Here is a 26056-nt window from a genome sequence, read left to right on the forward strand (position 1 = left end):
AGTTGTGGGTATTTCAATTGGCATTGTAGTTTTTTAGTAAATATAAATAATTTTAAACCTAAAGCTATAGAGAATTTAAAATTTGATAAGTTTTAGTTATTCATAGTTTTTCCCTGAACCTCACCATAAATCCTATCGATTACAAAAAGTAACTAATGCAGTTTATTAGCCTTATCTTTGTTGCGTAAAAATTTAAAATAATGAAACCGACAAAAGTTTTATGAAATGCTTTTGTCTAAACAGAATATCCCGATATGAAAAATTTTGAAATATCAGTATTGGATCTTGCTCCCGTAAAACAGGGGAAAACTGTTCATGATACCTTTCAGGACAGTTTATCATTAGCCAGTCATGCTGAACATTTAGATTATAAAAGATTCTGGCTTGCCGAACACCACAATATGGAAAGCATTGCCAGTTCTGCAACCTCCGTTCTGATTGGTTTTATCGCCAACGGAACCAAAAAAATAAGAGTCGGTTCCGGAGGAATTATGCTTCCGAACCACAGTTCATTAGTGATTGCCGAACAGTTCGGAACTCTTGAATCTCTTTTTCCGGGAAGAATTGATCTTGGCTTGGGAAGAGCTCCGGGAACGGATGGTTTAACCGCTCAGGCTTTGGGAAGAAATCCTGCGATGATCAATCAGCAGTTTCCAAGACAGATTTTAGAATTACAGAAATATTTTTCCAAAGAAAACCGTGATGCTTTGGTTCGTGCCATTCCGGGAGAAGGACTGGATATCCCGATGTATATTTTAGGTTCGAGTACAGACAGTGCTTTTTTGGCAGCAGAATTGGGACTTCCGTATGCTTTTGCGGGGCATTTTGTGCCGGAGCAGATGGAAATGGCTTTCAATATTTATAGGGAACATTTTGAACCGTCAAAATATTTAGACAAACCTTACATTATTGCCTGTGTAAACGGAGTTGCAGCAGAAACTTCGAAAGAAGCGCATAAAATGTCGACAACTTTGTTTCAGGCTTTCATTAATATTGTAAGAAACGACAGAAAACCCTTTGCACCGCCGGTTGATGATATGGACGACATCTGGTCGCCCATGGAAAAATCTATGGTTTTGCAGAAACTGAGATACACTTTCATTGGAGATCAGAGTGAAATCGAAGAGAAATTGAAAAGTTTTCAGGAAAAATTTAATGTGGACGAACTGATGATTAATTCTCATATTTACGACCATCAGAAAAGACTGGAGTCTTATCATATTTTCAGAAAAGCTAAAAACTCCGTATTTGGCGAATAATAAAGAATTTATAATATTGGGAGATGCATATTTTTATAAGTATCTTTGCAAAAATTTAAAAAGTAAAAATGTCTGATATTAAGTTAAATACTATTCCAGAGGCGATAGAAGACCTTAAAAATGGTAAAATAATCATAGTAGTGGATGATGAAGACAGAGAAAACGAAGGAGATTTTCTTTGTGCGGCAGAGCTTACAACACCTGAAATTATCAACTTTATGGCGCTTCACGGAAGAGGGCTTATCTGTATGCCGCTTCCTGAAAAAAGATGTGACGAGCTTGGTCTTGAAGTAATGGTAAGCCGAAGCAGCGATCCGAAAGAAACCGCTTTTACGGTGTCTGTAGACCTTTTAGGAAACGGAACTTCTACCGGAATTTCTGCAAGCGACAGAGCAAAGACCATTCTGGCTCTGATGGATGAAAAATCCAAGCCGACAGATTTCATGCGTCCCGGTCATATTTTCCCGTTAAGAGCCAAAAAAGGAGGTGTTCTGAAAAGAGCAGGGCACACAGAAGCTGCAATAGATTTAACTTGTCTTGCAGGTCTTAAAGAAGGAGGGGTAATCTGTGAAATCATGAATGAAGACGGTTCTATGTCCCGTCTTCCTGAGCTTTATGCTTTTGCACAGAAACATGATATGAAAATAGTTTCCATTGAAGATTTAATTCATTATCAGCTTAAAAAAGGAAATCTTATTGAAAGAATTGAAGAAAGAAAAGTAAAAACCGCTTACGGAGATTACGATTTCTTTGCTTTCAGAGAAACTTCCAACGATCAGATCCATTTTGCCTTAACCAAAGGTTCATGGACGGTTGATGAGCCTGTTTTGGTAAGAGTTCAGTCATCAGATTCTTATTTTGATGTTTTAACGAGACTGAATAACGGAGAGAAACCTCAGTTGGAAAAAGTAACTTCCATGGTAAATGCAGAAGGAAAAGGAGCCATTGTTTTCATTAATAATGTTTCAAACTCTGAAAATACATTAAGAAAACTACAGCAGTTCCTTAATTATCAGGACGGACAACAGCAGCATCCGACTTTAGCATTCAACTACAGAGATTACGGAATCGGAACGCAGATACTGAAAAATCTGGGAATTAATAAATTTAAAGTAATTACCCAGAATCCTAATGTGAAGCCGCAGGTTGGCGGATATGATGTTGAGGTAACTGAAATGGTACAACTATAAAATGTGAATTGTGAATGGTCAGTTTTGCTCTGCAAGTGAATTTTTACAATAAAATTGATAATGAAATGAATTCAATGTTGACAATTCACTTCGACGAAATAAAAATGGCTTGAGAAATCAAGCCATTTTTATTTCGTCGAAATTCCTGAAACCGTTCAGGAAATCTTTGATGTTCATTCTCTTTTTTCCTTCAAGCTGTAATTCTGATGGAAAATATTCTCCGTCTTTGGTAAAAATCTTAAATCCGTTTTTAGAAATTTCCAGACTTCCGGCTGTTTTTCCATGATTCGAAATTTCAAATTTTCCACCGAAAATTTTAAGTCCTTTTTCTTCTTCGCCTATCTTTAAAGTGGTGAAAGCTGCAGGATAAGGAGACATTCCTAAAATAAACTGATGAATTCCTTTCGAATTTTTCGTCCAGTCGATTCTTGTATCTTCTTTAAAAATTTTAAATGCATTTTTTGGATGCTCAACTTGAGGCTGTGGTTTTTCTGTAATTGAATTTTCTGCCAATCCGTTTAACGTTTTTACCACAAGCTCAGAGCCCATTTCCATGAGTCTGTCGTGAAGGCTTCCCGCATTTTCATCCGGTAAAATGGGAAGTTCTTCCTGAAGAAGAATATTTCCTTCATCAATTTTTTCATTGATAAAAAACGTTGTAGCTCCGGATTTTTCTTCTCCGTTGATAATTGCGTAATTGATAGGTGCAGCACCTCTGTAATCTGGAAGTAAAGAAGCATGAAGGTTGAAAGTTCCCATTTTTGGCATTTCAAACAAAACTTTCGGCATCATTCTGAAAGCGACCACTACAAAAACATCGGCTTCCAGTTTTCTCAATTCCTCTAAAAACTCGGGGTTTCTAAGCTTTTCAGGCTGAAAAACAGGAAGATTATTTTCTACGGCAAAAACTTTTACCGGAGACTGACTGATTTTTTGTCCTCGTCCGCTCGCTTTATCTGCAACCGTTACAACGCCCACAACTTCGTGATGAGAATGATGAATGGCTTCCAGAGAAGCTTTGGCAAACTCCGGAGTTCCTAAAAATACGACTTTCAATGATTTCATAGTGCAAAGATAAGGTCTTTGAGGAAGGATTGAAAGATTTGAATTTTAAAATTGACAGTTGGAATCAGAAAAATGTAATGCTGAGCTTACTGAATTATCTTAAGCCAAAGCATACGTTCTGAAATTCAGCATTTTTACTTTTCCGGTATCCAGAAGAAAAATTAAATTTTCCAGAATATTCTCTTTTGAATGATAGCTCAGCTGAATAGAAAGTTCTTCAATCGTTGCCGGTCTTTTGCCGAGCAGATTCAGAATCTGGTGTGAAATGTTTTTCCCGAAAATCGACTGTTTATTTCGCTCACAGACAGAGCATTGCCCACAGTTTTTAGCATTTTTTTCACCGAAATAGTTTAGGATGAGCTTCATTTTACAGTATTTTTCATCTTCGATGTAAAATTTCATTTCTTCCCACTTTTGGATTTTATTTTTCTGAATATGTTCAAAAAGTTTCCAGTACACAGAGCTGTTTAATCTTTCATCTCTTGGTTTCAGAAATTTTACGCTGGTTAAAGCACCATCAATATATTCCACATATCCTTTTTGCTGAAGTTCTTTTAGTCTTTCTTTAATCAGTTCCACACTTGATCCGATTTTTCCGCTTACCTGTTGTTCACTGAACATCACTTTATGTGTAGTAATTCCGGAAATCGTACGAAGCATCAGTTCTAAAAAATAGGCATCTTTTCGTGGCAGCTGATCAATTTCATGGGCTTCCATCAAAAGTTGTAGTGATGAAAGACTTTTATGTTCGTTAAAATAAATAATTTCCTGATTGTGAAGAAAATTGAGAACGTTTCTGATCTTCGCATTCGAAAGTTTCGTGAAATTATAAATTCCGTTGATATTCAGTTGAAAAACTTTTTCCGGAAGTTCAAATTCGGCAACCTGAAAAATAGAGTAGAGGTAAGTAACGATTTTTAAAAACTCAGCTTTATTGGGAATCTGGTTCTTTAAAATCTGATCAAAATTTAAAAGTTCCTGCTTATTCCAAAGCAGAAATGCAAAACTTTCTTTTCCGTCTCTTCCGGAACGCCCGATTTCCTGATAATAATTTTCAATGGAAGGAGCAGGAGAGTAATGAAGTACAAAACGTACATTATCCTTATCAATTCCCATCCCGAAAGCATTGGTGGAAATTAAAACATGGTTACTGCTTCTGTTCCATATTTCCTGTTTGGTATTTTTTTCTTTCGTGGATAAACCTGCGTGAAAGTAATCTACATTTTTAAGCTGATTTTTTTTCAGAAATTCACTGAGGAGTTCGGCTTCTTTTCTCGTTCTCACATAAACGATTCCCGATTCGTTGGAGAATTTTAAAATATCAAAGACTTTCTGAAATTTATCCGAAACTTCTTCCATGAAAATTTTAATATTGTCTCTTTTAAAACTTTTCTGAAAAACCTGCGGATTTTTTAATTCCAGTTTTAATTTTATTTCCTCCAGAACTTTTGGCGTAGCGGTTGCGGTTAAAGCCAGACACGGAATTTCAGGATTGTTTTTTCTGAATTCTTTGATATTCTGATAACTCGGACGGAAATCCTGTCCCCACTCTGAGATGCAATGCGCTTCATCTACTGCAATGAATGACAGTTCGATTTCTTCAATATGCTGCAGAAACTGTTTATTGGTAATTCGTTCAGGAGAAACATACAGCAACTTTGTCAGTCCTTCTTTGCATCGGTCATAGATGTTTTCAGCATCATATTCATCCAGTTCCGAAGACAGATATTCTGCTTCGATTCCTCTTGATTTCAATTGGTTTACCTGATCTTTCATCAATGCCAGTAAAGGGGAAATAACCAGACAGGTTCCTTCTTTTAATAAAGCAGGAAGCTGATAGCAAAGCGATTTCCCGGCTCCGGTCGGCAGAAGAACAAGAGTGTCTTTTTCATTGATAACAGAATCGATAATCGCTTCCTGAGAATCCCGAAAACCATCATAACCCCAGAAATGTTTCAGGGTTTTAAATTTTAGCTCTTGAAAATCTTGCTGAGAAATCATGGGATAAAAGTAATAAAAGTATTCCGACAAAAAAAGCCACGCAATGCATGGCTTTTATGTATTTAATAATAAATTTAATTATTTAGCTTCGAAGTAAACTCTTCTGTTTGCTCTGTTTTTCCATTCAGGGCATTTTGTAGCAGGATTACATTCAGGATACTTAAGATCTTTTTCACCTCTACCTATTGCATTTAATTTACCAGACTGAACTCCGTTTTTAATTAAATAATCTTTTACGTTGTTCGCTCTTCTTTCAGAAAGTTTTTGGTTATATGCATCAGAAGCTCTCGTATCTGTTGCTCCAACTACTGTGTAAGATCCACTGGAAGAATTAATGTAATTTACTGCGTTGTTAAGAATTGGAGTGTTAGAAGGTAAAATTCTGTCTGAATTCAGATCAAATTCAATTCCTTCCAGAGTCCTTGTAGAATCAGTTACAGGCCCAATCGGAGTAGGAGCTGTTGTAGGACAGCCTTGGTTTTCAACTGGTCCCGGAACGGTTACACACTTATCGTAAAGATCGATTACACCGTCAAGATCAGTATCAAGAGCTACACCTGCACCGTCCACTCTTGCACCTGCAGGAGTATCAAGCTGTCTGTCCCAATCGTCGCAAACACCGTCGTTATCAAGATCTCCTTTCTTACAAACTTCAATATCCTGGTTTTTGTTAGCCAAAACATCTAATTTATAGTAGATCTCCTGAAGCGGATCGTGCCACATTAAGTGAGATTCGTGTTTTCCAAGTTTAAGAGAAACCCCTAAAGTAGCATTAAAGAAGTTATCCGAAACCTGCTCTTCACGCTGGTTGATCGGATCGTATTTACGACCTCCACCATCGAATTCATCATCTCCGGTCATTACATACATTAATCTACCTTCTATGTCGATCCTTCTGTTTACTTTAAATTTCACACCGGCACCTGCCTGAGCGAACATTGAACCAAGCTGGAACGGCTTAATTTCCGCAGCCAGTCTTTGTCCTTTTTCATCCTTCTGGAAAGCTCTGTATGCTATTGTTCCCACACCTGCATATCCGTGTAAAGCCCATCTGTAAGGAGAATGGTTATCAACTCTTCTGAATAGGTTTGAGAAGTTAATATCTCCTAATAATGAGATCGCATCATATTGCGTTCTTGCACCTACGTGCTGAGTTGCAGAGGCATCACTAGGGGCAGAATCTTTGGTATTGAACCATCCTTGTCTGGTTTCACCTCTGTCATATTGTAGATTAATACCAAAAGCATGAGTAATAGCTTTATCAATACTCACATATGCAGAATAACCAAAAAGGTTTTTACCGTTTCCGTTTTTTATAGATGTTAAATCTGAAGACTGCATTAAAGGTACACCAGCACCGAAAGAGATTGCCCAATCGTTAAAACGTTTAGATTTATTGGTAAACGGGGAAACATTTGCAGAGCCCGATGAGAACGTATTTGGATATTGCCCGTTTGAAACTACCGCAGTTGAGTCCTGTGCAAAGGCAACTGTAGGAACAGTAAGTGCTAATGCAACAATTGCTAAACTTAATTTCATAGTGTATTTTTTATTTAGTTAATTAAATGATTTAGTTATAGTTATTTAGTTGTAGTTGGACAACCTTGGTTTTCAACCGGTCCCGGAACCGTTACACACTTATCATATAAATCGATTACGCCATCCAGATCCATGTCTAAAGCAACTCCGGCTCCGTCTACTCTTGCACCTGCAGGAGTATCAAGCTGTCTGTCCCAATCGTCGCATACTCCGTCGTTATCAAGATCTCCTTTTTCACAAACTACAAGATCTGTGCTTTTGTTTTCCAGAACATAGGCTCTGTAATAAGCTTCCTGAAGCGGATCGTGCCATGCAAGGTGAGAATTGTGTTTTCCTAATTTGAAAGAAACTCCCAGGTTAACAGTCCATGCATTGTCTGATCTTCTTTTATTAAGCATATTATATTTTGAAACTTTTGAAGTAACATCATAATCTGCCGGACCTGCGTTACCACCACCGTCGAATTCGTCGTCTCCACTGATGATATACATTGTTCTTGCTTCAATGTCGATAAGTTTCGAAACTTTATACTTCAAACCGGCACCAAACTGATAATAAACTGAGTTGATGTCTAATTTTTGGTTGATAAATAAAGGAATTCTGGCAGGAGTAGTGCTCCATCTGAATTCGTTATTATCATATAAAGAGGTATTATAGTTCATCAAACCGATACCTGCATAACCGTGCAGTGCCCATCTGTATGGAGAATGATTGTCTACTCTTCTTAAGAGATTAGAAAAGTTAACATCTCCCATTAAAGCAACCTGATTATATTTTGTTTTTGCTTCTGCAACTCCGGCAGCTACCCCTGCAGCTCCTTCAAGCTGCCCTCTCTGATTGGTTTCACCTCTCTGATAAATAAGGCTGATTCCTACAACGTGGTTAATCTGTTTGTCTAAGCTTACATAAGTGTTGTATCCCCAGTTGATCTTTTTATCTGTAATAGATTTAAGATCGGAGTGTACCATAAAAGCAGCACCTCCACCTACTGATACAGACCAGTCGTTAAATCTTTTAGCTTTTGTGTCGAAAGGTTGAACATTGGCAGAACCTGAAGAGAATGTATTTGGATACCTATCATTTGAAGTAACAGCTATACTATCTTGTGCGTAAGCAGCGATAGGCAACGTAGCCAATAATAATAAACCTAATTTCATACAATATGTTTTATGTTTTATTTGATAAAATGTTTTAATAATGTTCTGGAAAATTCTCTTTCAAAAAGATGCTTTTTGTGAGGAATTTCCAATCTTTCTGAGACAAATTTTAATTCATTATATGTAACGATATCTATGTCTATTACTCTATCAGAATATCCTCCTGAAGCTTTAGAATCGTTAGTTCTTCCCATTTCTTGTTCAATACTTTTAACAAAATCAAGCAGTTGAATAGGCGAAAGATGAGTCAACATTATCAGTGCAATATTACAAAAAATATTAGAACTGGCAAATTCTACAGGCTCGGATATTAAAAATTCACTTAATTTTAATATTTCATTTCCACCATTTTGCAGTTTTTTTATAGCGGTTTCGAGATTTTTTTTTTGATCTCCAAGATTACTTCCGAGTAACAAAACGACTTTATGTTGCGACATATTATTAAAATGATTGATTTATGAAAAGTTTTTTTAAAAATGTACTGGCAAATATAGTGGCAATTGTCATTTTATGCGCTGTGTTTTTCTTCTTTTTCGTCATCATGCTTGTGTTCAGCGCGATGGGAAGTGAGAAATCCGTAGTGGTAAAGAAAAATTCTGTCCTTACGATTAATTTAAAAACCAATATAATAGATAGTCCTACAGAAGAGCAGAAAGGACTTTTTAATATTAGTGAACAGACAAAAAATGTGTTGATTTATGATGCTATTGAAGCCATCGAAAAAGCAAAAACCGACGATAACATCAAAGGAATAAGCATTGAAGCCGATTATTTAAATGCAGGAATTACTCAGATTGACGATCTCAGAAATGCTATTCAAGATTTTAAAAAGAGTGGGAAATTTGTTTATGCTTATGGAAATACTGTTTCTCAGGCGGCTTATTATTTAGGATCGGTTGCAGATCAGTATTATCTTAATCCTTCGGGAATGATCGAGCTTAAAGGTCTGGCAACAGAAGTCGCTTTTTATAAAGATTTTGCCGATAAATACGGAATCGGGATTGAAGTCATCCGTCACGGAAAATTTAAATCTGCTGTTGAACCTTTTCTGAGAAACGATATTTCTCCGGAAAATAAAGAACAGTTAAGCACACTTTTAAATGATATCTGGAAAAACACTTCTTCAAGAATGGCGGTTTCCAGAAAAATGGATACGGCACAGTTCAGAACGGTGGTCGACAGTCTTTACGGGATGATTCCTGATTTAAGTTTAAAATATAAACTGGCAGATAAGCTTATTCAGAAAACAGAATACGATCAATTAATTAAATCGAAGTTAAATTTATCAGGAGACGATAAGTTAAATAAAATTTCTTTAGGAAAATATATTGCTTCTTATTCTGATGATGAAAAATCGGGAGACAGGGTAGCGGTTTTGTATGCTTCAGGTTCTATTAATGGGGGAGACGATTATAATGATATCCATTCCGAGAAATATATTAAATACATTAAAGAGCTTCAGGATAACGATGAAGTGAAAGCGGTTGTTTTCAGAATTAATTCTCCGGGAGGAAGTGCAAACGCTTCGGATGAAATTTTGTTTGAACTTCAGCAGTTGAAAAAGAAAAAAACATTAATTGTTTCCTTTGGAGATTATGCGGCTTCCGGAGGGTATTATATTGCAATGGCGGCAGATAAAATTTATTCTGAACCTAATACACTTACAGGATCTATCGGAGTTTTCGGAGTAATTCCTTACTTCAAAGATATTGCGAATAAAAACGGAATCCGTTCAGATATTGTCTCTACCAATGCGAATTCTCAATATTATTCTTCTTTAAACGGAGTTACACCTTACGGAGTGAGTTTGATTACAAGAAGTGTGGAAGGAACTTATAAAAGATTCGTGCATTTTGTAACACAGAATAGAAAACAGACGTTTGAACAGATCGACAGTGTAGGAGGAGGAAGAGTATGGAGCGGAACAAGAGCCAAACAGATTGGTCTTGTGGATGAATTGGGAACACTGAATGATGCTGTAAAATTTGCCGCTCAAAAAGCAGGATTAAAATCTTACGAAGTTTCTTCTTATCCTAAAAGCATGACCCCTTTCGAGCAGATCTTTAAAGATCTTAATGAAGATGATATTTCTGCAAGAGTGGTGAAAAACAAAATCGGAAAAGCAAATTATGAACTCTTAGAACAGATCGTAGAGGAAAGAAAACTACAGTCTGAAGTGAAAATGGAAATGCCTTACCAGATCAAAATCAACTAACTAAATTATATATATTTTACAAGAAACGGCGGATTTGAATTTCAAATCCGCCGTTTTAATTTTTATCCTAATCAAGTTTAGCTTTTTTTGGTAAGCATTCCGTAGATCCACAGAACAATTAAAGCGCCTCCCACAGAAAATATAATGGGCCAGAAGTGAAACATTCTTTCGTCGCTTGCTCCGCCTCCTCCAAAAACAGCATTGGCAATAAATCCGCCTACTAAGGCACCTATAATTCCTAAAATACAGGTCATTAACCAACCCATGTTTTGTTTGCCCGGCATAATCATTTTAGCCAAAGCTCCTACAACTAGTCCAAAGATAATCCAAAGAATAAATGTAAACATAATAATTATTTTTTTAAAATTAGTGTTAATAGATACAACTAATTTATAAAAAAATATTAGTTGTTATCTTTTCTTGAAAAAAGAATCTACAAATTCCGTACCATTAAACAACTGCAAATCCTGCATCTTCTCTCCAACGCCAATATATTTCACAGGAATCTGGAACTGGTCTGAAATTCCGATAACAACCCCTCCTTTAGCGGTTCCGTCTAATTTTGTTACGGCTAAAGCATTAACTTCCGTAGCGGCTGTAAACTGTTTTGCCTGTTCAAAAGCATTCTGACCGGTAGAACCGTCAAGAACCAGTAAAATCTCATGAGGAGCATCCGGAATGACCTTCTGCATTACTCTCTTGATTTTTGAAAGCTCGTTCATCAGGTTAATTTTGTTGTGAAGTCTTCCTGCCGTATCAATGATAACCACATCTGCATTTTGGGCAACCGCACTCTGTACGGTATCAAAAGCAACGGAAGCCGGATCTGATCCCATTTCCTGCTTTACAATAGGAACTCCGACTCTCTGACTCCAGATCACCAACTGATCTACTGCAGCGGCTCTGAAGGTATCTGCCGCTCCTAAAACGACCTTTTTTCCTTCTGAGGTAAACTGATGTGCCAGTTTTCCGATGGTGGTTGTTTTTCCTACCCCGTTTACACCGACAACCATAATGACGTAAGGCTTTTTGGAAGTGTCGATATTTCCGGTTCCGGCGTGTGGATTTTCAAGCAGAAGACCTGAGATTTCTTCACGAAGGATTTTATCAAGTTCGTTTACACCAACGTATTTGTCTCTTGCAACACGTTCTTCAATTCTTTCTATAATTTTGATGGTGGTAGATGCGCCAACGTCGGATGCAATGAGTACTTCTTCAAGATCATCAAGAACTTCATCATCTACTTTGCTTTTGCCGACTACGGCTTTCGTCATTTTTTCAAAGAAACCCTGGCTGGATTTTTCCAATCCTTTATCTAACGTTTCTTTTTCTTCTTTTTTAAAAATATTCTTAAACCAACTCATCTTATGAATTACGGAATTTTATGTTTTAATGATGGAAGCGGGAGATGGAGGATTAAAGTTTATAATCTTACTTTACAATGATATGTAATAAACTTCCGGCACCCAGCTTATGACTTCCAGATTAGATTAAAAGCAAAGATAACAAAAAAACTACCCAAAATATGAGTAGTTTTTTATATTGTAAATAAAGTGGAGATTATTTTTTCAAATAACCGTCAACTTCGTCTGCATTCATTACTTTTTCTTCGAAAACGTAAGCTCCTGATTTTGGAGACTTCACCATTTTCACCACTTTGGTCATTTTTTTAGACCCGGTTTGTAGGGTTGCTACTACTTTCTTTGCCATGGTAAATTATATTTTATAAATTACTTGATTTCTTTGTGAACTGTAACTTTCTTAAGAACAGGATTGTATTTTTTCAATTCCAATCTCTCTGTAGTGTTCTTTTTATTTTTTGTAGAAATGTATCTTGACATTCCTGGCATACCGCTTTCTTTGTGCTCTGTACATTCAAGGATTACTTGAACTCTGTTTCCTTTTTTTGCCATGATTTAGTTCTTTTTTATCAATCCGTTTCTAGTAGCTCTTTCAATAGCTTCCTCGATTCCAATCTTGTTAATCACTCTCAATCCATGAGCTGATACTTTCAGTGTTACGTGCTTATCCTGCTCCGGAAGGTAAAATTTCTTCTCTAATAAGTTAATTTCAAAACGACGCTTCGTTTTGTTATTAGCGTGAGAAACGTTGTTACCAACCATTGCACGCTTTCCTGTTATTTGGCAAATTCTTGACATATCTCGATGTTCTTATTTGTACTATAATATTTGAGTGTGCAAAATAACGAAGAATTTTTCAGATAGACAAATCTTTTACAAAATTATTTATAAATAATATACAGATTATTAATCCCGATTTCTGGTAATATCACTCACAGCACGCACTGGCTTTAAGAATGATCTGTTTCATATTCCGGAAATAATAATTTTAAGCCTTCTGTGTCTTTCTCTGAAACCAGCGGATTAAAAAATAAAACAGCAGAAATCCTAAAGCAAAAATGGAGAATCTTGACAGAAGATCTCCTGATCTCGTATAAAAAGTCATCCCGTCATACAGGTTTATTTTAGAAAATAAAGCGGTTTTATCGCCGTAAAAAGTATCTTCCATGATTTCCCCTTTCGCATTAATATGTGCTGAAATTCCACTGTTTGCAGCTCTTGCGATTTCTTTTCGGGTTTCAATAGCTCTTAATTTTGCGTAGGAAAGAAGCTGTTTATGCCCTTCTGTAACGCCCCACCAAGAATCGTTCGTCATGATGGCTAAAAAGTTCGCGCCTTTTTTTACATACTCTCCCGTAAATTCTCCGTAAATACTTTCATAACAGATGATCGGAGCAATTTTTCCTTTGTTGAAAGGATTTGAAAAAGCAACCCTTTCTTTATCGGTTCCCAGAGAAGCTACTGTTCCGCCCAGATTAATCATTGCATCGCCCAGAAGAGGCTTTAAATAATTCATATAAGGAAAAATTTCCACACCCGGAACCAGCTTTCCTTTGTGGTAGACTTCTACTTTCCGGTTCGGAATAACCTGTACCGCCGAATTAAAACTTTCCACCCAAAGTCCTGTATGAATCTGATAAGCTTCTTTCGGCAGATTTTTTTCACTTGTAAAAAAACGATGCGAAGAAATTCCTGTTGCGAAAATGGAACCCGGATGTTTGGCTAAAAACCCTTTAAGATTGTTTAAAATAACACTCTTTTCAAAAGCGGTTTCCGAAATAGAACCTCTTCCCGGAAGCGCAGTTTCGGGGGCAATGTAATAATCTATTTTTGTTTTAGAATTTCTTTCGGCAAGGCTTAGAAGATCGTTTTCGATGGTTAAGCTGTCCTGCGTATACTTTTCTGCATACGGATCCAGATCAGGCTGAAGCATCAGAACATTGACGCTTCCGATGGGTTTTTCATTAAAATTATTATATTTCACCACAGAAATAATCATCGGAATAATGATTAAAGCGGCAACAATGGAGCTATTTTTAATAAGTTCTTTTCTTTTTCTTCCTGCTTCCCAGATTCTTACGGTGTAGAAAATCAATACATTAATGAGCAGGATCCAAAAGCTTCCGCCGGTTGCGCCCAAAGTATCGTACCACTGGATAAGTTTAGGATAATCGGAAAAAACATTTCCCAGATTCAGCCATGGCCACGTTAATTCCCAGCCTAAATGGAACTTTTCAAAGCTCATCCAGATCGCAATCAGAAATCCTAAACCCCAATAGGTTCCCTGTGCATTTTTGTACCAGTGATAGCACTGGAAAACCAATGAATACAGGAAAGAATTGACCAGAACCGGAAATACAACCGCCATCATAGAATGGCTTCCGTCCGGATTTTTCGAACCATAAAGCCAGCCTGTTGTTACCACATTCCAGATCACAAAACAGAGGTAGGAAAGTCCGAAAACCACCCAGCTTTTTCTGTTGTAATCTGAAAATTTAGAGACGCCGTGTTCCATCATCAAAAGCGGAACAAGCGCAAAAAATATAAAAAACGGAACGCCGTAAGTAGGCCACGAAACGGACAAAAGCATCGCTGAAATGAGCGTAAGTAAAACGTATTTCATTAAATTGATTTAACATACAAATTTAATGTTTTTGAAATGAATAAATTTGCAAACGATGTTAAAGAAATCTTATAAAATTATTATTGTTCCTTACACGCTGTTTTTGCTGTATCTCATGTTTTTCGGGATGGGCAGAACGCAGATGGAAGATAATCTGTTAACCATAGAGCCGATATTTTCTACCATCAATTTCATTAAAGGATGTATTTCATGGAAAGAAATAGTGACTATTGTTGCGGGAAATGTGGTAATGTTTATTCCTTTCGGATTTCTAGGCTGGATTTTTCCCAGACTTCAGGATTTACAGAATCTCCTTTTTACGTTTATTTCGGCAATTACCATTGTGGAAGCGATTCAGTACTTTTCCAGAATGGGAATTTTTGAGGTGGATGATATTATTCTGAATACTTTTGGCGTGTTTTTAGGTTTTTTGATGAAGAATTTTATCGAAAAACGATTTCCAGACGGGATGGTTTGAAATATTTAAGAATACATCAACAGGAATGGGTTTTAGTTCATTATAATGATGAAAAAAACACAGTTCGGATAAGAAATAAGTTTAAATAATTGATTTGTAGTATTGTATTAATTTATCGCAAAGCAAAACAAAAGATTTTTTTACCTGTTAAAAGTTTGTAGCTAAACAAAGACACTTCGTTTATTTAAAAAAGACAAAATAGTATTACTTTAATAAGTTTTACGCCATTGTATATCTTAAAAGCTGAATTCCTGATAATTGAATCTTTTGGTTTAACCTTGCGGTTAAGAAGACTTATCCCGAACTCAGATTAAAAAAAGAAAATCGGCTTTAGCCGAAACTTAATATAAATTCAGGCTGAAGTCGATTTTTATTTATCCTCTGAAAAAGTCTGATTATCCATTCAGTTCCTTCGCACGTTTTTCTGCACTCAGAATTCCGTCCTTCAGAATTTCCTTTAAATTATTTTCATTGAACGATTTCAGGGCAGCTTCGGTTGTTCCGCCTTTGGAAGCCACATCTTTTATGAGTTCTTCCAGACTTTTATCCGAATTGTTGATTAAATGATACGCTCCCAACATCGTCTGTTTTACAAAAAGCTGGGAAAGATTTTCCTCAATTCCCATTTCTACCCCCGCTTTTATCATCGCATCGATAATATAGTAAAAATAGGCAGGTCCGCTTCCCGAAAGCGCCGTAACACTGTCCAACAATTCTTCATTTTCCAGATAAACAGATCTTCCGGTAGAATTTAATAGTCTCTCGATACTAATTAACTGGCTGAAAGAAATTCCTTCCGCAGAAGTGTAGCCTGTAATTCCCATTCCGAGAAGAGTAGGAGAGTTGGGCATGGCTCTTACAACCAATGGATGATTTAATAATTTCTGAATTTTCTCGATTTTAATTCCTGCCATAATCGATAAAACCATTTGGTTTTCTTTTAACTGAAACCGGAAATTTTCCGCTACGTGCTGAAAATCCTGAGGTTTTACGGCTATGATAATTAAATCTGCGTCTAAATCTTTCACTTCATCAAAAGTAGAGATCTTAGACTTTGGAAATTCTTCCGAGATTTTAGAAAATTTAGACTGGTTTCTTGTAATTAAATGCAGATTTTCAGGCTTTATCAGTTCGTATTTCAAAAAAGATTTTGAAAAGGATAAGCCCATATTTCCGGCTCCGAGAATTGCTATTTTCATATTTGTGTGTTTTTAAATAATCAGTTCAATTTATTTTTTTTAAAATAATTAATTCAGCTATTTACTAAATAGTATATTTCATTAATGATACTACTTTCAGCAGAATTTAATTTATAATTTTTTTTATATTTTGATAGTTGTTCTTTTAATAATTTTTTATCAATAGATTTAAACTTATCTAAGGGGTTAATCAAAATTTCTGGATCAAATTTCTCTATAATTTTTTCAATATTATCTAAAGCATTAATTCTAATATTTGGATTCTTTAAATTTCTGTTAAGAAGACTTTTCTTAATTTTAATCTTAATAGTTTTCCATTCCATACAACTTAATTAGCCCAAGTACTTTTTTTTGGTTTTTTACCTAAAGAAGCCTTTTTAACGGTATCGGTAGATTTATCAGTTTCTAATGTTATGTTGATATCATCCAAATAAATAACCCATCGATTATTATTTGTGCCAGTTAGAGTTTCCGGATTAGCTTTAGATTCATTGTAAATTACATCAAAGACTTTCATACCAATTAATGAAGATAATTGTTTTTCTTCTCCGTTAATTGATGTAAATTTCCCTTCTTGACAGCTTATTACAACTGCTAAGCTCAACAGGATAAAGTATTTTTTCATGATTATTTGAATTTCAAACCTTAATTTAATTCTATTAAATTAAAAAAATAATTTATGATAATTAAATAATATTCACCTCTCTTTCCAGTTCAATCCCGAATTTTTCTTTCACGGAATTAATAATTTCTGTTGAAAAATCAAAAATTTCCTTTCCGGTTGCGTTTCCGGTTGCGTTAACGATGACCAGAGCCTGTAATTTGTGAGAAGCAACGTTTCCTATTTGTTTTCCTTTCCAGCCGGATTGTTCAATTAGCCATCCTGCAGGAACTTTTACAGAATTTCCGTTCGGATATCCCGGAATATTTTCAAACTTCTGCTGTAATGCTTCAAACTGAGCCAAAGGAATCGTCGGATTTTTAAAGAAACTTCCCGCATTTCCTGTTTCTTTCGGATCGGGTAATTTGCTTTGCCGGATATTGATAACCGCTCCGGAAACATCCTGAATCGTAGGATTTTCAATACCTGAACTTTCGAGTTCAGACTGTATGGCGCCGTACTCTGTTTTGATTTTATGAATTCGGAAGGTAAGTCTGAACGAAACTTCTACAATCACATATTTTCCTTTTCCTTCCTGCTTAAAAATTGAGTCTCTGTACCCGAATCTGCATTTTTCAAGATCAAAAGTTTCAATTTCCAGTGTTTCAAGATTTAAAACCTTGCAGTCATAAAAAACATCTTTAATTTCAGTTCCGTAAGCTCCGATATTCTGCATCGGCGAAGTTCCTACGTTCCCCGGAATTAAAGAAAGATTTTCAAGTCCGCCCAAATTCTTATCCAGACAGAACATCACGAACTCGTGCCAGTTTTCGCCTGCTTTTGCCGTAACCAGAACTTCGTTTTCATTTACAGGCTGCACCGAAATTCCTTTCAGGTTTAATTTAATCACCAGTCCGTCAAAATCTTTTGTAAATAGAACATTGCTTCCGCCTCCTAAAAATAAAGTAGTAAGCGAATGAGAATTGGAGAAACTAATGGCTTCTTTCAGTTCTTCAACGGTATGTATTTCGGTGAAATATCTTGCTTTTACATCTACCCCGAAAGTATTGTATGGCTTTAGTGAATAATTTTCGTGCATTATTTTAGTTATATTCTGTTGGAAGAAGGACGTTAATCTGGTCTTTTAATTTCTGAAGCTGTTGATAATAAATGGTATCTGAATACGAATTTACATAAACGTGGTATTTTTTCGGTGTTCTGATCTGGAAAGTTTCATCAAATCCGTCAACCGGCTGTTTGCTGGGAGAGCTTTCGATTTTGTCTAACGTTTTTATATTAAGAGACGCCGTTACTCTTTTCCAGATTTGCGGGGTTATTGCAGATTTCCATTCTTTATGGATTTTCTTTGCTGAAACTCCCTGTTCTGCAAAAACAGAATCCTTGTTAATTTTTACGATTTTGTAATTTCCGAGATCTCCACCGATATCCGAATAGCTTATTGAAATAATTTCGTTGACGTTTCCTGAATAATTTTCTTCCTTTTTGCGGTTACATGAAAAAAATATCAGCAATAAAATAAATAGTGAGAACAATTTCAAACTATGATATTTTATTGCTGACATATTATGTTCGTTTAAATTAAAGACTGAATTCTGATTTGTATTTTTCAAGAGCATCTTTAAGGATTGCTGCGCTTCTTCTTAAATCTTCCTCTTTCAGAACGTAAGCAATTCTCACCTGCTTTTTCCCCAGTTCCGGATTGCTGTAGAATCCTCCTGCTGGAGCCACCATAATCGTTTCGTTGTTGTGGGAATAGCTTTCCAGAAGCCACTGCGCAAACTTTTCAGTATCGTCTACCGGAAGTTCCGCAACGCAGTAGAATGCGCCTTTCGGTTTTGGGCAGATTACTCCCGGAATGGCGTTCAGTAAATCGACAAGAACATTTCTTCTGTGGGTATATTCTTCTCTTACCGCTCTGATGTAAGCTCCGTCATTCTGGTGAGCTGCCGTTGCCGCGATCTGTCCCAATAAAACAGGGCTTAATCTTGCCTGTGCAAAAAGCATAGCCGCATCATGGATTTTTTTAGAACGGGTAATCATACATCCGATTCTTACGCCACACATTGAATAGCGTTTTGATTCTGAATCGATAATGATGCAGTTTTCTGCCAGTTCAGGAAAAGCCAGCATAGAAACCTGCTGTTTTCCGTCGTAAACATACTCTCTGTATACCTCGTCTGAAATAACTACGATGTCATATTTTAAAGCAATCTCTGCTAATTTCTGAAGTTCTTCACGGGTGTAAAGATAACCGGTAGGATTTCCGGGGTTGCAGATAACGATGGCTCTTGTTTTTTCGGTGATTTTTTTCTCAAATTCTTCAACCGGAGGAAGTGCAAAACCAGTATCAATGGTAGACGGAATTGCCACTACATTTACATTGAAAGTACTTGTAAATCCGTTGTAATTCGCATAATAAGGTTCAGGAATAATTACTTCATCACCATCATCACACAAAGTAGAAATGGCGAAATTTAAAGCTTCTGATCCTCCGTTGGTTACAATGAAATTATCCGGTGTAAGATCTGTGAAGTCCAAAGAATGATAATATTCTGTAAGTGCTTTTCTGTAGTCGATATTTCCTTCAGAAAGTGCATATTCCAATACTTTTAAATCGATATTTTTTAAAGCATTAAGTGCCGTTTCCGGAGTTTCAATATCCGGTTGCCCGATATTAAGGTGATAAACTTTTGTCCCTTTCTGCTTCGCTTTTAGCGCAAAAGGAACCAATTTTCTTACCGGCGATGGCGGCATGTGGAGTGCTCTGTTTGAAATATTCGGCATTGTTCAAAAAATTTGTATGGCAAAAATAAGATATAATTTCTCAATAAAGAAATAAAGCTTATAAAGAAAGAATTTTAACGGGTTAAGTTGAATGATTTGCTTTAAGGGTTTCTGTAAAGTGAATATTTCCTTAATATATAGATACAGAAAGTGTTTTATTAATAAATTATTTTACTTTTGCGCGGAACTTAAATAGATATATGAAGAAATTAAATTTACTTTTTCCTGTCGTTTTGTTTTCGGTTCAGTCTGTATTCGGACAGAGAATTGATAAAGAAACCATCAGTTTTCAGTTGCTGAAAGAGCCTGTTTTTACAACAGATCTTGCCAACAGAAATTACACCATCACGGTAAAATCTCCTTATAATATTACAAAAGATGATGTTTTAAGGATGTCTAAAGAAGAGTATCAGAATCAGGTAAATAATTATCAGACGAATGTAGAAACAGCAAAGATCGAACATCAGGAAAGGCTGAAAGATTATGAAGCAGAAGTGAAAAAGCTTCAGGAGAAATTCAAGCTTGAATCTGCCGAGTACAATAAATTATCTGCGGTTGAAAAAATAGCCGCTGTAAACGGAGCGCCAATTTTAAGGCTGCCTTCAAGACCTGTTCTCAATATTCCGCCGATGCCGGTGTACAGACAGCCCGATCTTAAAGATGCTCTCATTGTTGATAATAAAATTCTTGCTTCACAGATGGATGTAGCGGGTTTTTCTAAAGGCGGGAACTATCTTGATGTGCTTGTTGAAATGGAGAGAACCAATTTTCAGGACAATCAGGGAAAAACATTTGCCAATCAGCCGGTACGAATTGTCGGAAAACAGAACGGAGTGGTGAAATTAGACAAAACCTATTTTTCAGACTTTGCAGAAATTGCAAGTGTACCTACAAATGAAATTAACCTCAATGTCCACGAAAAAAGGTATCTGCAGAGAACAATGGACCGGACAAGAAATATCATCAACGACAATTTCGGATATCAGACCATCAATTCATCGGTAACTTTAGAAACGGTAAAAAATAAAGGGGATTACGATGATCTGGAAAAAGCATATATCTATGTAACCACCAATCTTAAAAAGCTTCAGGCAAAATCCGATTACGCTCCCAATAAAGTAGCCATGGAAAATATGCAGAAGGGAATCGAAATGTGGAAAACAGCGCTTGGAAAAGTCAATTACAACGATAAAAAGGCCCTTTACAACCAGAAAATAGGAGAGTACCTTTACTTCAATTTAATAAGGCTGAATCTTGCTTTGGGAAATTACACGGAAGCAGAAAAATATTTAAACGAACTTCAGGAACATTTGGTAGACATTAAGCTGTCTTATGATGCCAACCTTGAATTGAAAAGATTAGAAGAAAAAATTTATAATAACTAAAGAAAATAATATGATTAAACAGATTATTGCCTCTGTAATGATTACCGCTTCTGTATGCGCATTTCCATAGGTAAAAGTGGTGGAGGGAACAAAATTTACTACGGACGACAATCTTGAAACCGACGAAAAGCTGGTTTTGGCAGATGATTACAATTCTTATATGTTCAGCGCGATTAATATCGACGGATTGATGAGAAACGTATTTCCGCATAAAAAACTGCTGATGAGAAAACTCGATCAGAACGGAAGCCTTGTAGATACTTACATTCAGGATTACGCGAATAAAACCAACGGTGTTCTTCACAATTATCTGGGTTCTCAGCAGATTGATGAAGACCGATTTGTGGCATTTACGGAAGAATATTTCGGAAAAGAAAACAGAAAAGAAGTTTTTCAGCACGTCTTCAGTAAAAAATCGGGAACGTTTACCACAAAAAGTATCGCGAAATATACAATTGAATCTACTAACAAATCGGGAACGACCTACGTGGTTTTTTCTGAGAACGGAAAATATGCAGCCGTTTTCAACGACCGATATGCCACGAAAAAAACGGATAACATCAATGATGCTTTGGTGATTGATTTAAGAACATTAACGCCGCTTTGGAACAAAGAAATTTCTCTAAGCAGCGATTATGTGGAAAAATCTTTGACCTTAACCAACTCCGGAAAAATTGTACTGCTTCGTAAAGCCGCAGGCTGGAAAGAATCTTATAAAATAGAGATGGTTTCCAACACGGAAGATAAAGATCTGCCTTTTGACGATAAATATATTCCTGAAAAATTATATGCCATCAGCAAAAATGACAGCGATTATCTGGTAACCTTCGGAAGAAAAAATCAGGCAGTTACGATGGGCGGAAGTACCTTCGGAACAGTGATGTTCTACGACATCAAATCCGGAAAAGCCGTAATCAGCAATACCAATCTTGCGGGTGCTAAAGATATGAACGATGTGAAAGTGATTAAAACCATCGTAAAAGGAGATGAGGTTTTAATGGCGGTGCAGCAGGAAACAATTTCGAGACCGATGCCGACTGCAATGAACCGTTTTCCGGATCCTGGATATAAGCTTGATGTGGGTGTTTTAATGAAATTCAATAAAGAAGGAGAAGTAAAGCAGTTTGTACCGCTTGGAAGCAATCCTTCGGGAAGAAGAGTTCAGGTAATTGAATCCGGAGACAATCTGTATGTTTCTGCATTCTATCCGAAAGGAGCATTCGGAAATACAGGTTTCTCCATGAAATCTTTCGATTTTGGCACTCTGGCTCCGAAAGAACTTACACTCGATTATAAAGGAAGAAATTTCTTCCAGAATTATGGTTTTACAGACGGAAACTTAGTACAATTTGTTCCTGCAAACAATAAATTGTTGTTTCTGGACAAAAACGGGAAAGACGTTCAGATGTTCAGCGTTTACAATTTTGTAAAATAATTTAATCAAAATAATATTGAAAGAATCAGCCTTAAATTTTTAGGGCTGATTTTTTTTGATTTAAAAATAGTTTCAGTTTGAAGATGAGAAATCGTTGCAAAACCATAAAATCGAATATTCTCAAAACCCATATTCTTCGTTAAGTGTAACGGCTTTGTGAAACTAAAAAGATTTAATAATTAAAAAAATCCTTAGTGAGCATTGTGTTCAATTAAGCAATCGCCTTTCCAGAGCCACCGCCGAAAGGAGGAACCCTTCGGGAACAGCCGAAACCATCTCGCCAAAAGGAATAAACTTTCGGAACTCTCCGAGAATATTCCGCCCAAGATTATATACTATCGGGAACTCCCGAAATCATCTCGCCAAAAGGAATATAATTTCGGAAACCTCCGAAGCTAAAACGCCAGTGTGAGTATATTTTACGAACTTCTTTAAATTAATTTCGGAATTAACCGCAAAAGATGCAAAAGATAATGATAAAGCGAATTTCCTGAACAATCAAAGCACTCAAAAGAATAAAAATTAAAAATTTTTAAAAACTATTGTGATCCTTTTTATTTATAATCGCCAGCTTTAAATAAACATTTAGTTCATCTTTTGAACCTTTTGCGGTTAAATAAAAAGTGTAAACTGATTTCATAACTAAAAATTCTTCGTGTGCTTTGTTCTAAATTATGCATGAAGATTAAAAACTTCGAATCAAAAAAGTTAAAACAAAGTAATTCATTTAAAATCCTGTTCCGCTAAATTTTTGTTAATTTGGAGAATTAATAAAACTGAAAAATATGCAGATTCCATCCGTTTCCGTTGACGACTATATTTCCCAGATTCCCGAAGAAAGACAGGAAATATTCAGAAAGATGTTTAATACAATTAACGATAATTTACCCGAAGGTTTTACGCAGGGCTCAAGCTACGGAATGATCGGTTGGGCGGTTCCTCTGGAAACGTATCCCGACGGTTATCACTGTACACCCGGATCGCCTTTGCCTTTCATCAGCATTGCTTCCCAGAAAAATTTCGTTGCGTTGTATCACATGGGAATGTATGCGAAACCCGAACTGCTGAACTGGTTTGTAGAAGAATTTCCGAAACATTCCAAAAAAAAGCTGGATATGGGGAAATCCTGCGTCCGCTTCAAAAAAATGGAAGATATTCCGATGGAATTACTGGCAGAAATGAGCCGAAAAATGACTGTTGAAGAATGGATTGATATTTATGAAACCAATTTTAAAAAGAAATAATTTTTTACTGAAAGTCTTTACGGTTTTTTTCCTTTTTTTCCTGATTATAGCCTGTAAAAACTCGCAGGTTTCAGGTTTGAAAAACGGAGATTTACTTTTTGTAACGGCAAAAGAAACGGGACTTTCAGGGGCAATCAATAATGTCACCCAAAAGCAGAAAAATGCTTCCTTCGACCACATCGGTATTGTGGAAAAAAGTAAAGACGGAATTTTCGTGCTTCATGCCGCTCCAAAAGGCGGTTCGCAAAAGCAGGAGATAAAAGATTTCCTGAAAGATCAGTCTGAGGAAGGACAGCGGATTATAGTATACCGTCTGAAATCCGAATACCAGAAATCGATTCCTTCCGCGCTTGAAAAGGCAGAATCGATGGTAGGTAAACCTTATAATTTCAATTATATTCTGGACGAAAATTACTATTACTGTTCAGATTTCATAGAAAGAGCTTTTCGGCAGGATCATATTTTTAAATTGGAACCGATGACGTTTATTGATCCGAAAACAGGAAAAACCAATGTTTTTTGGGAAGAATTCTATCAAAAGAAAAATCTCAAAGTTCCTGAAGGAGAGTTAGGCTGTAATCCAAATGGTCTGGCTGCTTCCGAAAAGCTGGAAAGAATAATGGAACTAAATAAAAAATAAATTATATTCAGATTGAATAAGAACGGGCTAAGCTCGTTTTTTTTATGAAAAAAAATCAAATGATTTTAACCTAAAATTAAACATCACCGCAAAAATGTAATAAAATTAAAAAAATATTACCCTACTAATTTGGTAGACTAATATTTTTTTCTATTTTTGTCATACAATTAACGCAGAGAAATAAGATGCAGATTCTGAAACTCAGTTTTCTCTGAAAGTCTAACCTTAAAATATTGAGTTATGATTACACCAAATCCGGGACTACAGGTTTTGCCAAACCCATTAAATGTGCCAAAAAAAGAGTGGATACTTGAAATAGAGCTGAATGGCAAAATGAAATTTGAACATTTAATGAATACCATTTACCAACAGTTCGGGATTTGTCACAAAGTGTTATCTGCAAATGTTGAGTATGTGGACGGAAGAAGTTTCGGTACAGTTCAGTTATATATTAATGTAACTTCAGAAGATTTTAAGAAGTTAGAATTTTATCTTGAAAAAAATAGGCTTTTGAGTACTACTGTAGAATATATCTGCAGAAAGTACACTTAAGAGATTCATATAGTTTTAATTACGACAAACGACCGTTGCATTTTTGTGAACGGTCGTTTTTATTTTTCGTTAAAAATTAAGGTTCTCTTAAATTTTTTATAATTCTTTTTTACATCTTATTTTAGCCTGAGTTCGGGATAAGTCTTTTTAAACGCCATGTTAAACATAGAGATTCAATTATCAGGAATTCAGCTTTTAAGATATAAAAAGGCGTAAAATTGATCAAAGTAATACCATTTTTGTTTTTCTTTGCGATAAATTAATATAATGCGATAAATCAATTATTTAAATTTATTTCTTATCCCGAACTGAGGTTATTTTAGAAGAAAAGGCAAATAAAATTTGCTTCACGAAGCCAGAGATCACAGGCTGATCAAATCAGCTTATTCTTTACTCACTTTATAACAAGGAATATAAGTGTAATTTTTGCGAAAAAAAAGACCACTATAAAAAGTGGTCTCAATATTTTAAAATAAAAATTAAATTCTTTCAATATCCGCTCCGATTGCTTTCAGTCTGCCGTCGATATTTTCATATCCTCTGTCGATCTGTTCAATATTGTGAATAATAGATTTTCCTTCTGCGGAAAGCGCAGCAATTAACAGTGCATTTCCTGCTCTGATGTCAGGAGAAACCATCGTCGTTCCTCTCAGCGGAGTTTCCTGATTAAGCCCGATTACTGTTGCTCTGTGCGGATCGCAAAGGATAATCTGCGCACCCATATCAATCAGCTTATCCACGAAGAATAATCTGGATTCAAACATTTTCTGGTGAACGAGAATGCTTCCTTTTGCCTGAGTTGCCACGACTAAAATAATCGATAATAAATCGGGTGTAAATCCTGGCCACGGAGCGTCGGAAATCGTTAAAATAGATCCGTCGATAAATTTTTGAATTTTATAATTTTCCTGAGCCGGAATAAAAATATCGTCATTGCTCTGCTCAAGCTGAATCCCGAGCTTTCTGAACGTATTCGGAATAACACCAAGCTGGTTCCAGTTAACGTTTTTAATGGTAATTTCAGATTTCGTCATCGCAGCCAGACCAATCCAGGACCCGATTTCCACCATGTCCGGAAGCATTGTGTGCTCCGTTCCGTGAAGATGAGAAACGCCTTCAATAGTTAATAAATTGGAACCGATTCCTGAAATATTGGCTCCCATTCTGTTCAGCATTTTACAAAGCTGCTGAAGATAAGGTTCGCATGCAGCGTTATAAATTCTGGTTTTTCCTTTTGCCAAAGCGGCAGCCATTACAATATTTGCCGTTCCCGTAACGGAAGCTTCTTCAAGCAAAATAAACTTCCC

General features: G+C 36.1%; 27 protein-coding genes. 9 read left to right on the plus strand and 18 right to left on the minus strand.

The window, feature by feature from the left end:
- The first annotated feature begins 254 nt into the window (after positions 1-254).
- Positions 255-1259, plus strand: coding sequence for an LLM class flavin-dependent oxidoreductase (locus WFK35_RS06910; RefSeq protein WP_336732004.1), 1005 nt, complete (start codon positions 255-257; stop codon positions 1257-1259).
- Positions 1260-1327: 68 nt separating this feature from the next.
- Entirely contained in the window at positions 1328-2449 is a 1122-nt protein-coding gene (ribB, locus tag WFK35_RS06915; RefSeq protein WP_336732005.1) for a 3,4-dihydroxy-2-butanone-4-phosphate synthase, read from the plus strand.
- A gap of 117 nt (positions 2450-2566) precedes the next feature.
- On the opposite strand, the gene fmt is transcribed toward ribB, so the two are convergent.
- From fmt to folK, 5 genes are all read right to left on the minus strand, one after another.
- Positions 2567-3514 (minus strand): methionyl-tRNA formyltransferase, encoded by a 948-nt coding sequence (fmt, locus tag WFK35_RS06920; RefSeq protein ID WP_336732006.1) that lies wholly within the window; start codon positions 3512-3514, stop codon positions 2567-2569.
- A 99-nt stretch (positions 3515-3613) separates the two neighbouring features.
- On the minus strand, positions 3614-5515 hold the full coding sequence (locus WFK35_RS06925) for a RecQ family ATP-dependent DNA helicase (RefSeq protein WP_336732007.1): 1902 nt from the start codon (positions 5513-5515) through the stop codon (positions 3614-3616).
- Between the two features lie 78 nt (positions 5516-5593).
- Positions 5594-7054, minus strand: a complete 1461-nt coding sequence (locus tag WFK35_RS06930) for an OmpA family protein (RefSeq protein ID WP_336732008.1) — start codon at positions 7052-7054, stop codon at positions 5594-5596.
- Positions 7055-7095: 41 nt separating this feature from the next.
- Positions 7096-8211 carry an outer membrane beta-barrel protein gene (locus tag WFK35_RS06935; protein WP_214590781.1) on the minus strand — a complete coding sequence of 372 codons (1116 nt, stop codon included), beginning with the start codon at positions 8209-8211 and terminating at the stop codon, positions 7096-7098.
- Positions 8212-8228: 17 nt separating this feature from the next.
- Positions 8229-8648: a 2-amino-4-hydroxy-6-hydroxymethyldihydropteridine diphosphokinase gene (gene folK, locus WFK35_RS06940; protein WP_214590780.1), complete on the minus strand. Its 420-nt coding sequence runs from the start codon at positions 8646-8648 to the stop codon at positions 8229-8231.
- A 20-nt stretch (positions 8649-8668) separates the two neighbouring features.
- Between folK and sppA the strand changes: the two genes are divergently transcribed.
- A complete protein-coding gene (gene sppA / locus WFK35_RS06945) occupies positions 8669-10426 on the plus strand; it encodes a signal peptide peptidase SppA (RefSeq protein ID WP_336732009.1) in 1758 nt (585 codons plus the stop codon).
- A gap of 77 nt (positions 10427-10503) precedes the next feature.
- Here sppA and WFK35_RS06950 read toward each other — a convergent pair whose 3' ends face one another.
- From WFK35_RS06950 to lnt, 6 genes are all read right to left on the minus strand, one after another.
- Complete coding sequence (locus tag WFK35_RS06950) at positions 10504-10773, minus strand: GlsB/YeaQ/YmgE family stress response membrane protein (RefSeq protein WP_214590778.1); 270 nt, start codon at positions 10771-10773, stop codon at positions 10504-10506.
- Between the two features lie 63 nt (positions 10774-10836).
- Positions 10837-11790 carry a signal recognition particle-docking protein FtsY gene (gene ftsY, locus WFK35_RS06955; RefSeq protein ID WP_087712363.1) on the minus strand — a complete coding sequence of 318 codons (954 nt, stop codon included), beginning with the start codon at positions 11788-11790 and terminating at the stop codon, positions 10837-10839.
- A 196-nt stretch (positions 11791-11986) separates the two neighbouring features.
- Complete coding sequence (locus WFK35_RS06960) at positions 11987-12136, minus strand: DUF4295 family protein (protein WP_087712364.1); 150 nt, start codon at positions 12134-12136, stop codon at positions 11987-11989.
- A gap of 20 nt (positions 12137-12156) precedes the next feature.
- Entirely contained in the window at positions 12157-12339 is a 183-nt protein-coding gene (gene rpmG / locus WFK35_RS06965) for a 50S ribosomal protein L33 (protein ID WP_027379950.1), read from the minus strand.
- 3 nt (positions 12340-12342) lie between these two features.
- Complete coding sequence (gene rpmB / locus WFK35_RS06970) at positions 12343-12585, minus strand: 50S ribosomal protein L28 (RefSeq protein ID WP_002976757.1); 243 nt, start codon at positions 12583-12585, stop codon at positions 12343-12345.
- A gap of 190 nt (positions 12586-12775) precedes the next feature.
- Positions 12776-14410, minus strand: coding sequence for an apolipoprotein N-acyltransferase (gene lnt / locus WFK35_RS06975; RefSeq protein ID WP_336732010.1), 1635 nt, complete (start codon positions 14408-14410; stop codon positions 12776-12778).
- A 55-nt stretch (positions 14411-14465) separates the two neighbouring features.
- Between lnt and WFK35_RS06980 the strand changes: the two genes are divergently transcribed.
- Positions 14466-14888 carry a VanZ family protein gene (locus WFK35_RS06980; RefSeq protein ID WP_336732011.1) on the plus strand — a complete coding sequence of 141 codons (423 nt, stop codon included), beginning with the start codon at positions 14466-14468 and terminating at the stop codon, positions 14886-14888.
- 395 nt (positions 14889-15283) lie between these two features.
- On the opposite strand, the gene proC is transcribed toward WFK35_RS06980, so the two are convergent.
- The 6 genes from proC to WFK35_RS07010 all read right to left on the minus strand — a co-directional run bounded on the left by proC (position 15284) and on the right by WFK35_RS07010 (position 19493).
- Positions 15284-16087 (minus strand): pyrroline-5-carboxylate reductase, encoded by an 804-nt coding sequence (gene proC, locus WFK35_RS06985; RefSeq protein ID WP_336732012.1) that lies wholly within the window; start codon positions 16085-16087, stop codon positions 15284-15286.
- Positions 16088-16140: 53 nt separating this feature from the next.
- Positions 16141-16410 carry a hypothetical protein gene (locus tag WFK35_RS06990; protein ID WP_116097486.1) on the minus strand — a complete coding sequence of 90 codons (270 nt, stop codon included), beginning with the start codon at positions 16408-16410 and terminating at the stop codon, positions 16141-16143.
- Positions 16411-16415: 5 nt separating this feature from the next.
- The gene (locus WFK35_RS06995) at positions 16416-16712 is read right to left on the minus strand and encodes a hypothetical protein (protein WP_116097488.1); all 297 of its coding nucleotides are present in this window, start codon (positions 16710-16712) and stop codon (positions 16416-16418) included.
- Positions 16713-16773: 61 nt separating this feature from the next.
- Entirely contained in the window at positions 16774-17787 is a 1014-nt protein-coding gene (gene murB, locus WFK35_RS07000; RefSeq protein WP_336732013.1) for a UDP-N-acetylmuramate dehydrogenase, read from the minus strand.
- A 4-nt stretch (positions 17788-17791) separates the two neighbouring features.
- A complete protein-coding gene (locus WFK35_RS07005) occupies positions 17792-18271 on the minus strand; it encodes a hypothetical protein (protein ID WP_336732014.1) in 480 nt (159 codons plus the stop codon).
- A 16-nt stretch (positions 18272-18287) separates the two neighbouring features.
- Complete coding sequence (locus tag WFK35_RS07010) at positions 18288-19493, minus strand: pyridoxal phosphate-dependent aminotransferase (RefSeq protein ID WP_076390929.1); 1206 nt, start codon at positions 19491-19493, stop codon at positions 18288-18290.
- Positions 19494-19693: 200 nt separating this feature from the next.
- On the opposite strand from WFK35_RS07010, the gene WFK35_RS07015 reads away from it, so the two are divergent.
- From WFK35_RS07015 to WFK35_RS07035, 5 genes are all read left to right on the plus strand, one after another.
- On the plus strand, positions 19694-20878 hold the full coding sequence (locus WFK35_RS07015) for a hypothetical protein (RefSeq protein WP_214590771.1): 1185 nt from the start codon (positions 19694-19696) through the stop codon (positions 20876-20878).
- Positions 20879-20954: 76 nt separating this feature from the next.
- Positions 20955-22313, plus strand: coding sequence for a hypothetical protein (locus WFK35_RS07020; RefSeq protein WP_336732015.1), 1359 nt, complete (start codon positions 20955-20957; stop codon positions 22311-22313).
- Positions 22314-23098: 785 nt separating this feature from the next.
- Complete coding sequence (locus WFK35_RS07025) at positions 23099-23557, plus strand: DUF1801 domain-containing protein (RefSeq protein ID WP_336732016.1); 459 nt, start codon at positions 23099-23101, stop codon at positions 23555-23557.
- Positions 23532-24197: a YiiX/YebB-like N1pC/P60 family cysteine hydrolase gene (locus tag WFK35_RS07030; RefSeq protein WP_336732017.1), complete on the plus strand. Its 666-nt coding sequence runs from the start codon at positions 23532-23534 to the stop codon at positions 24195-24197. Before WFK35_RS07025 ends, WFK35_RS07030 begins: the two co-directional genes overlap by 26 nt.
- A 240-nt stretch (positions 24198-24437) precedes the next feature.
- Complete coding sequence (locus WFK35_RS07035) at positions 24438-24749, plus strand: NIL domain-containing protein (RefSeq protein WP_214590765.1); 312 nt, start codon at positions 24438-24440, stop codon at positions 24747-24749.
- A gap of 479 nt (positions 24750-25228) precedes the next feature.
- Here WFK35_RS07035 and WFK35_RS07040 read toward each other — a convergent pair.
- The coding region (locus WFK35_RS07040) for a UDP-N-acetylglucosamine 1-carboxyvinyltransferase (protein ID WP_336732018.1) at positions 25229-26056 on the minus strand (828 nt) is incomplete at its 5' end.

Origin of the sequence: Chryseobacterium sp. VD8, assembly GCF_037149975.1 — a bacterium.
GTDB classification, from domain to species: Bacteria; Bacteroidota; Bacteroidia; order Flavobacteriales; family Weeksellaceae; genus Chryseobacterium; species Chryseobacterium indicum.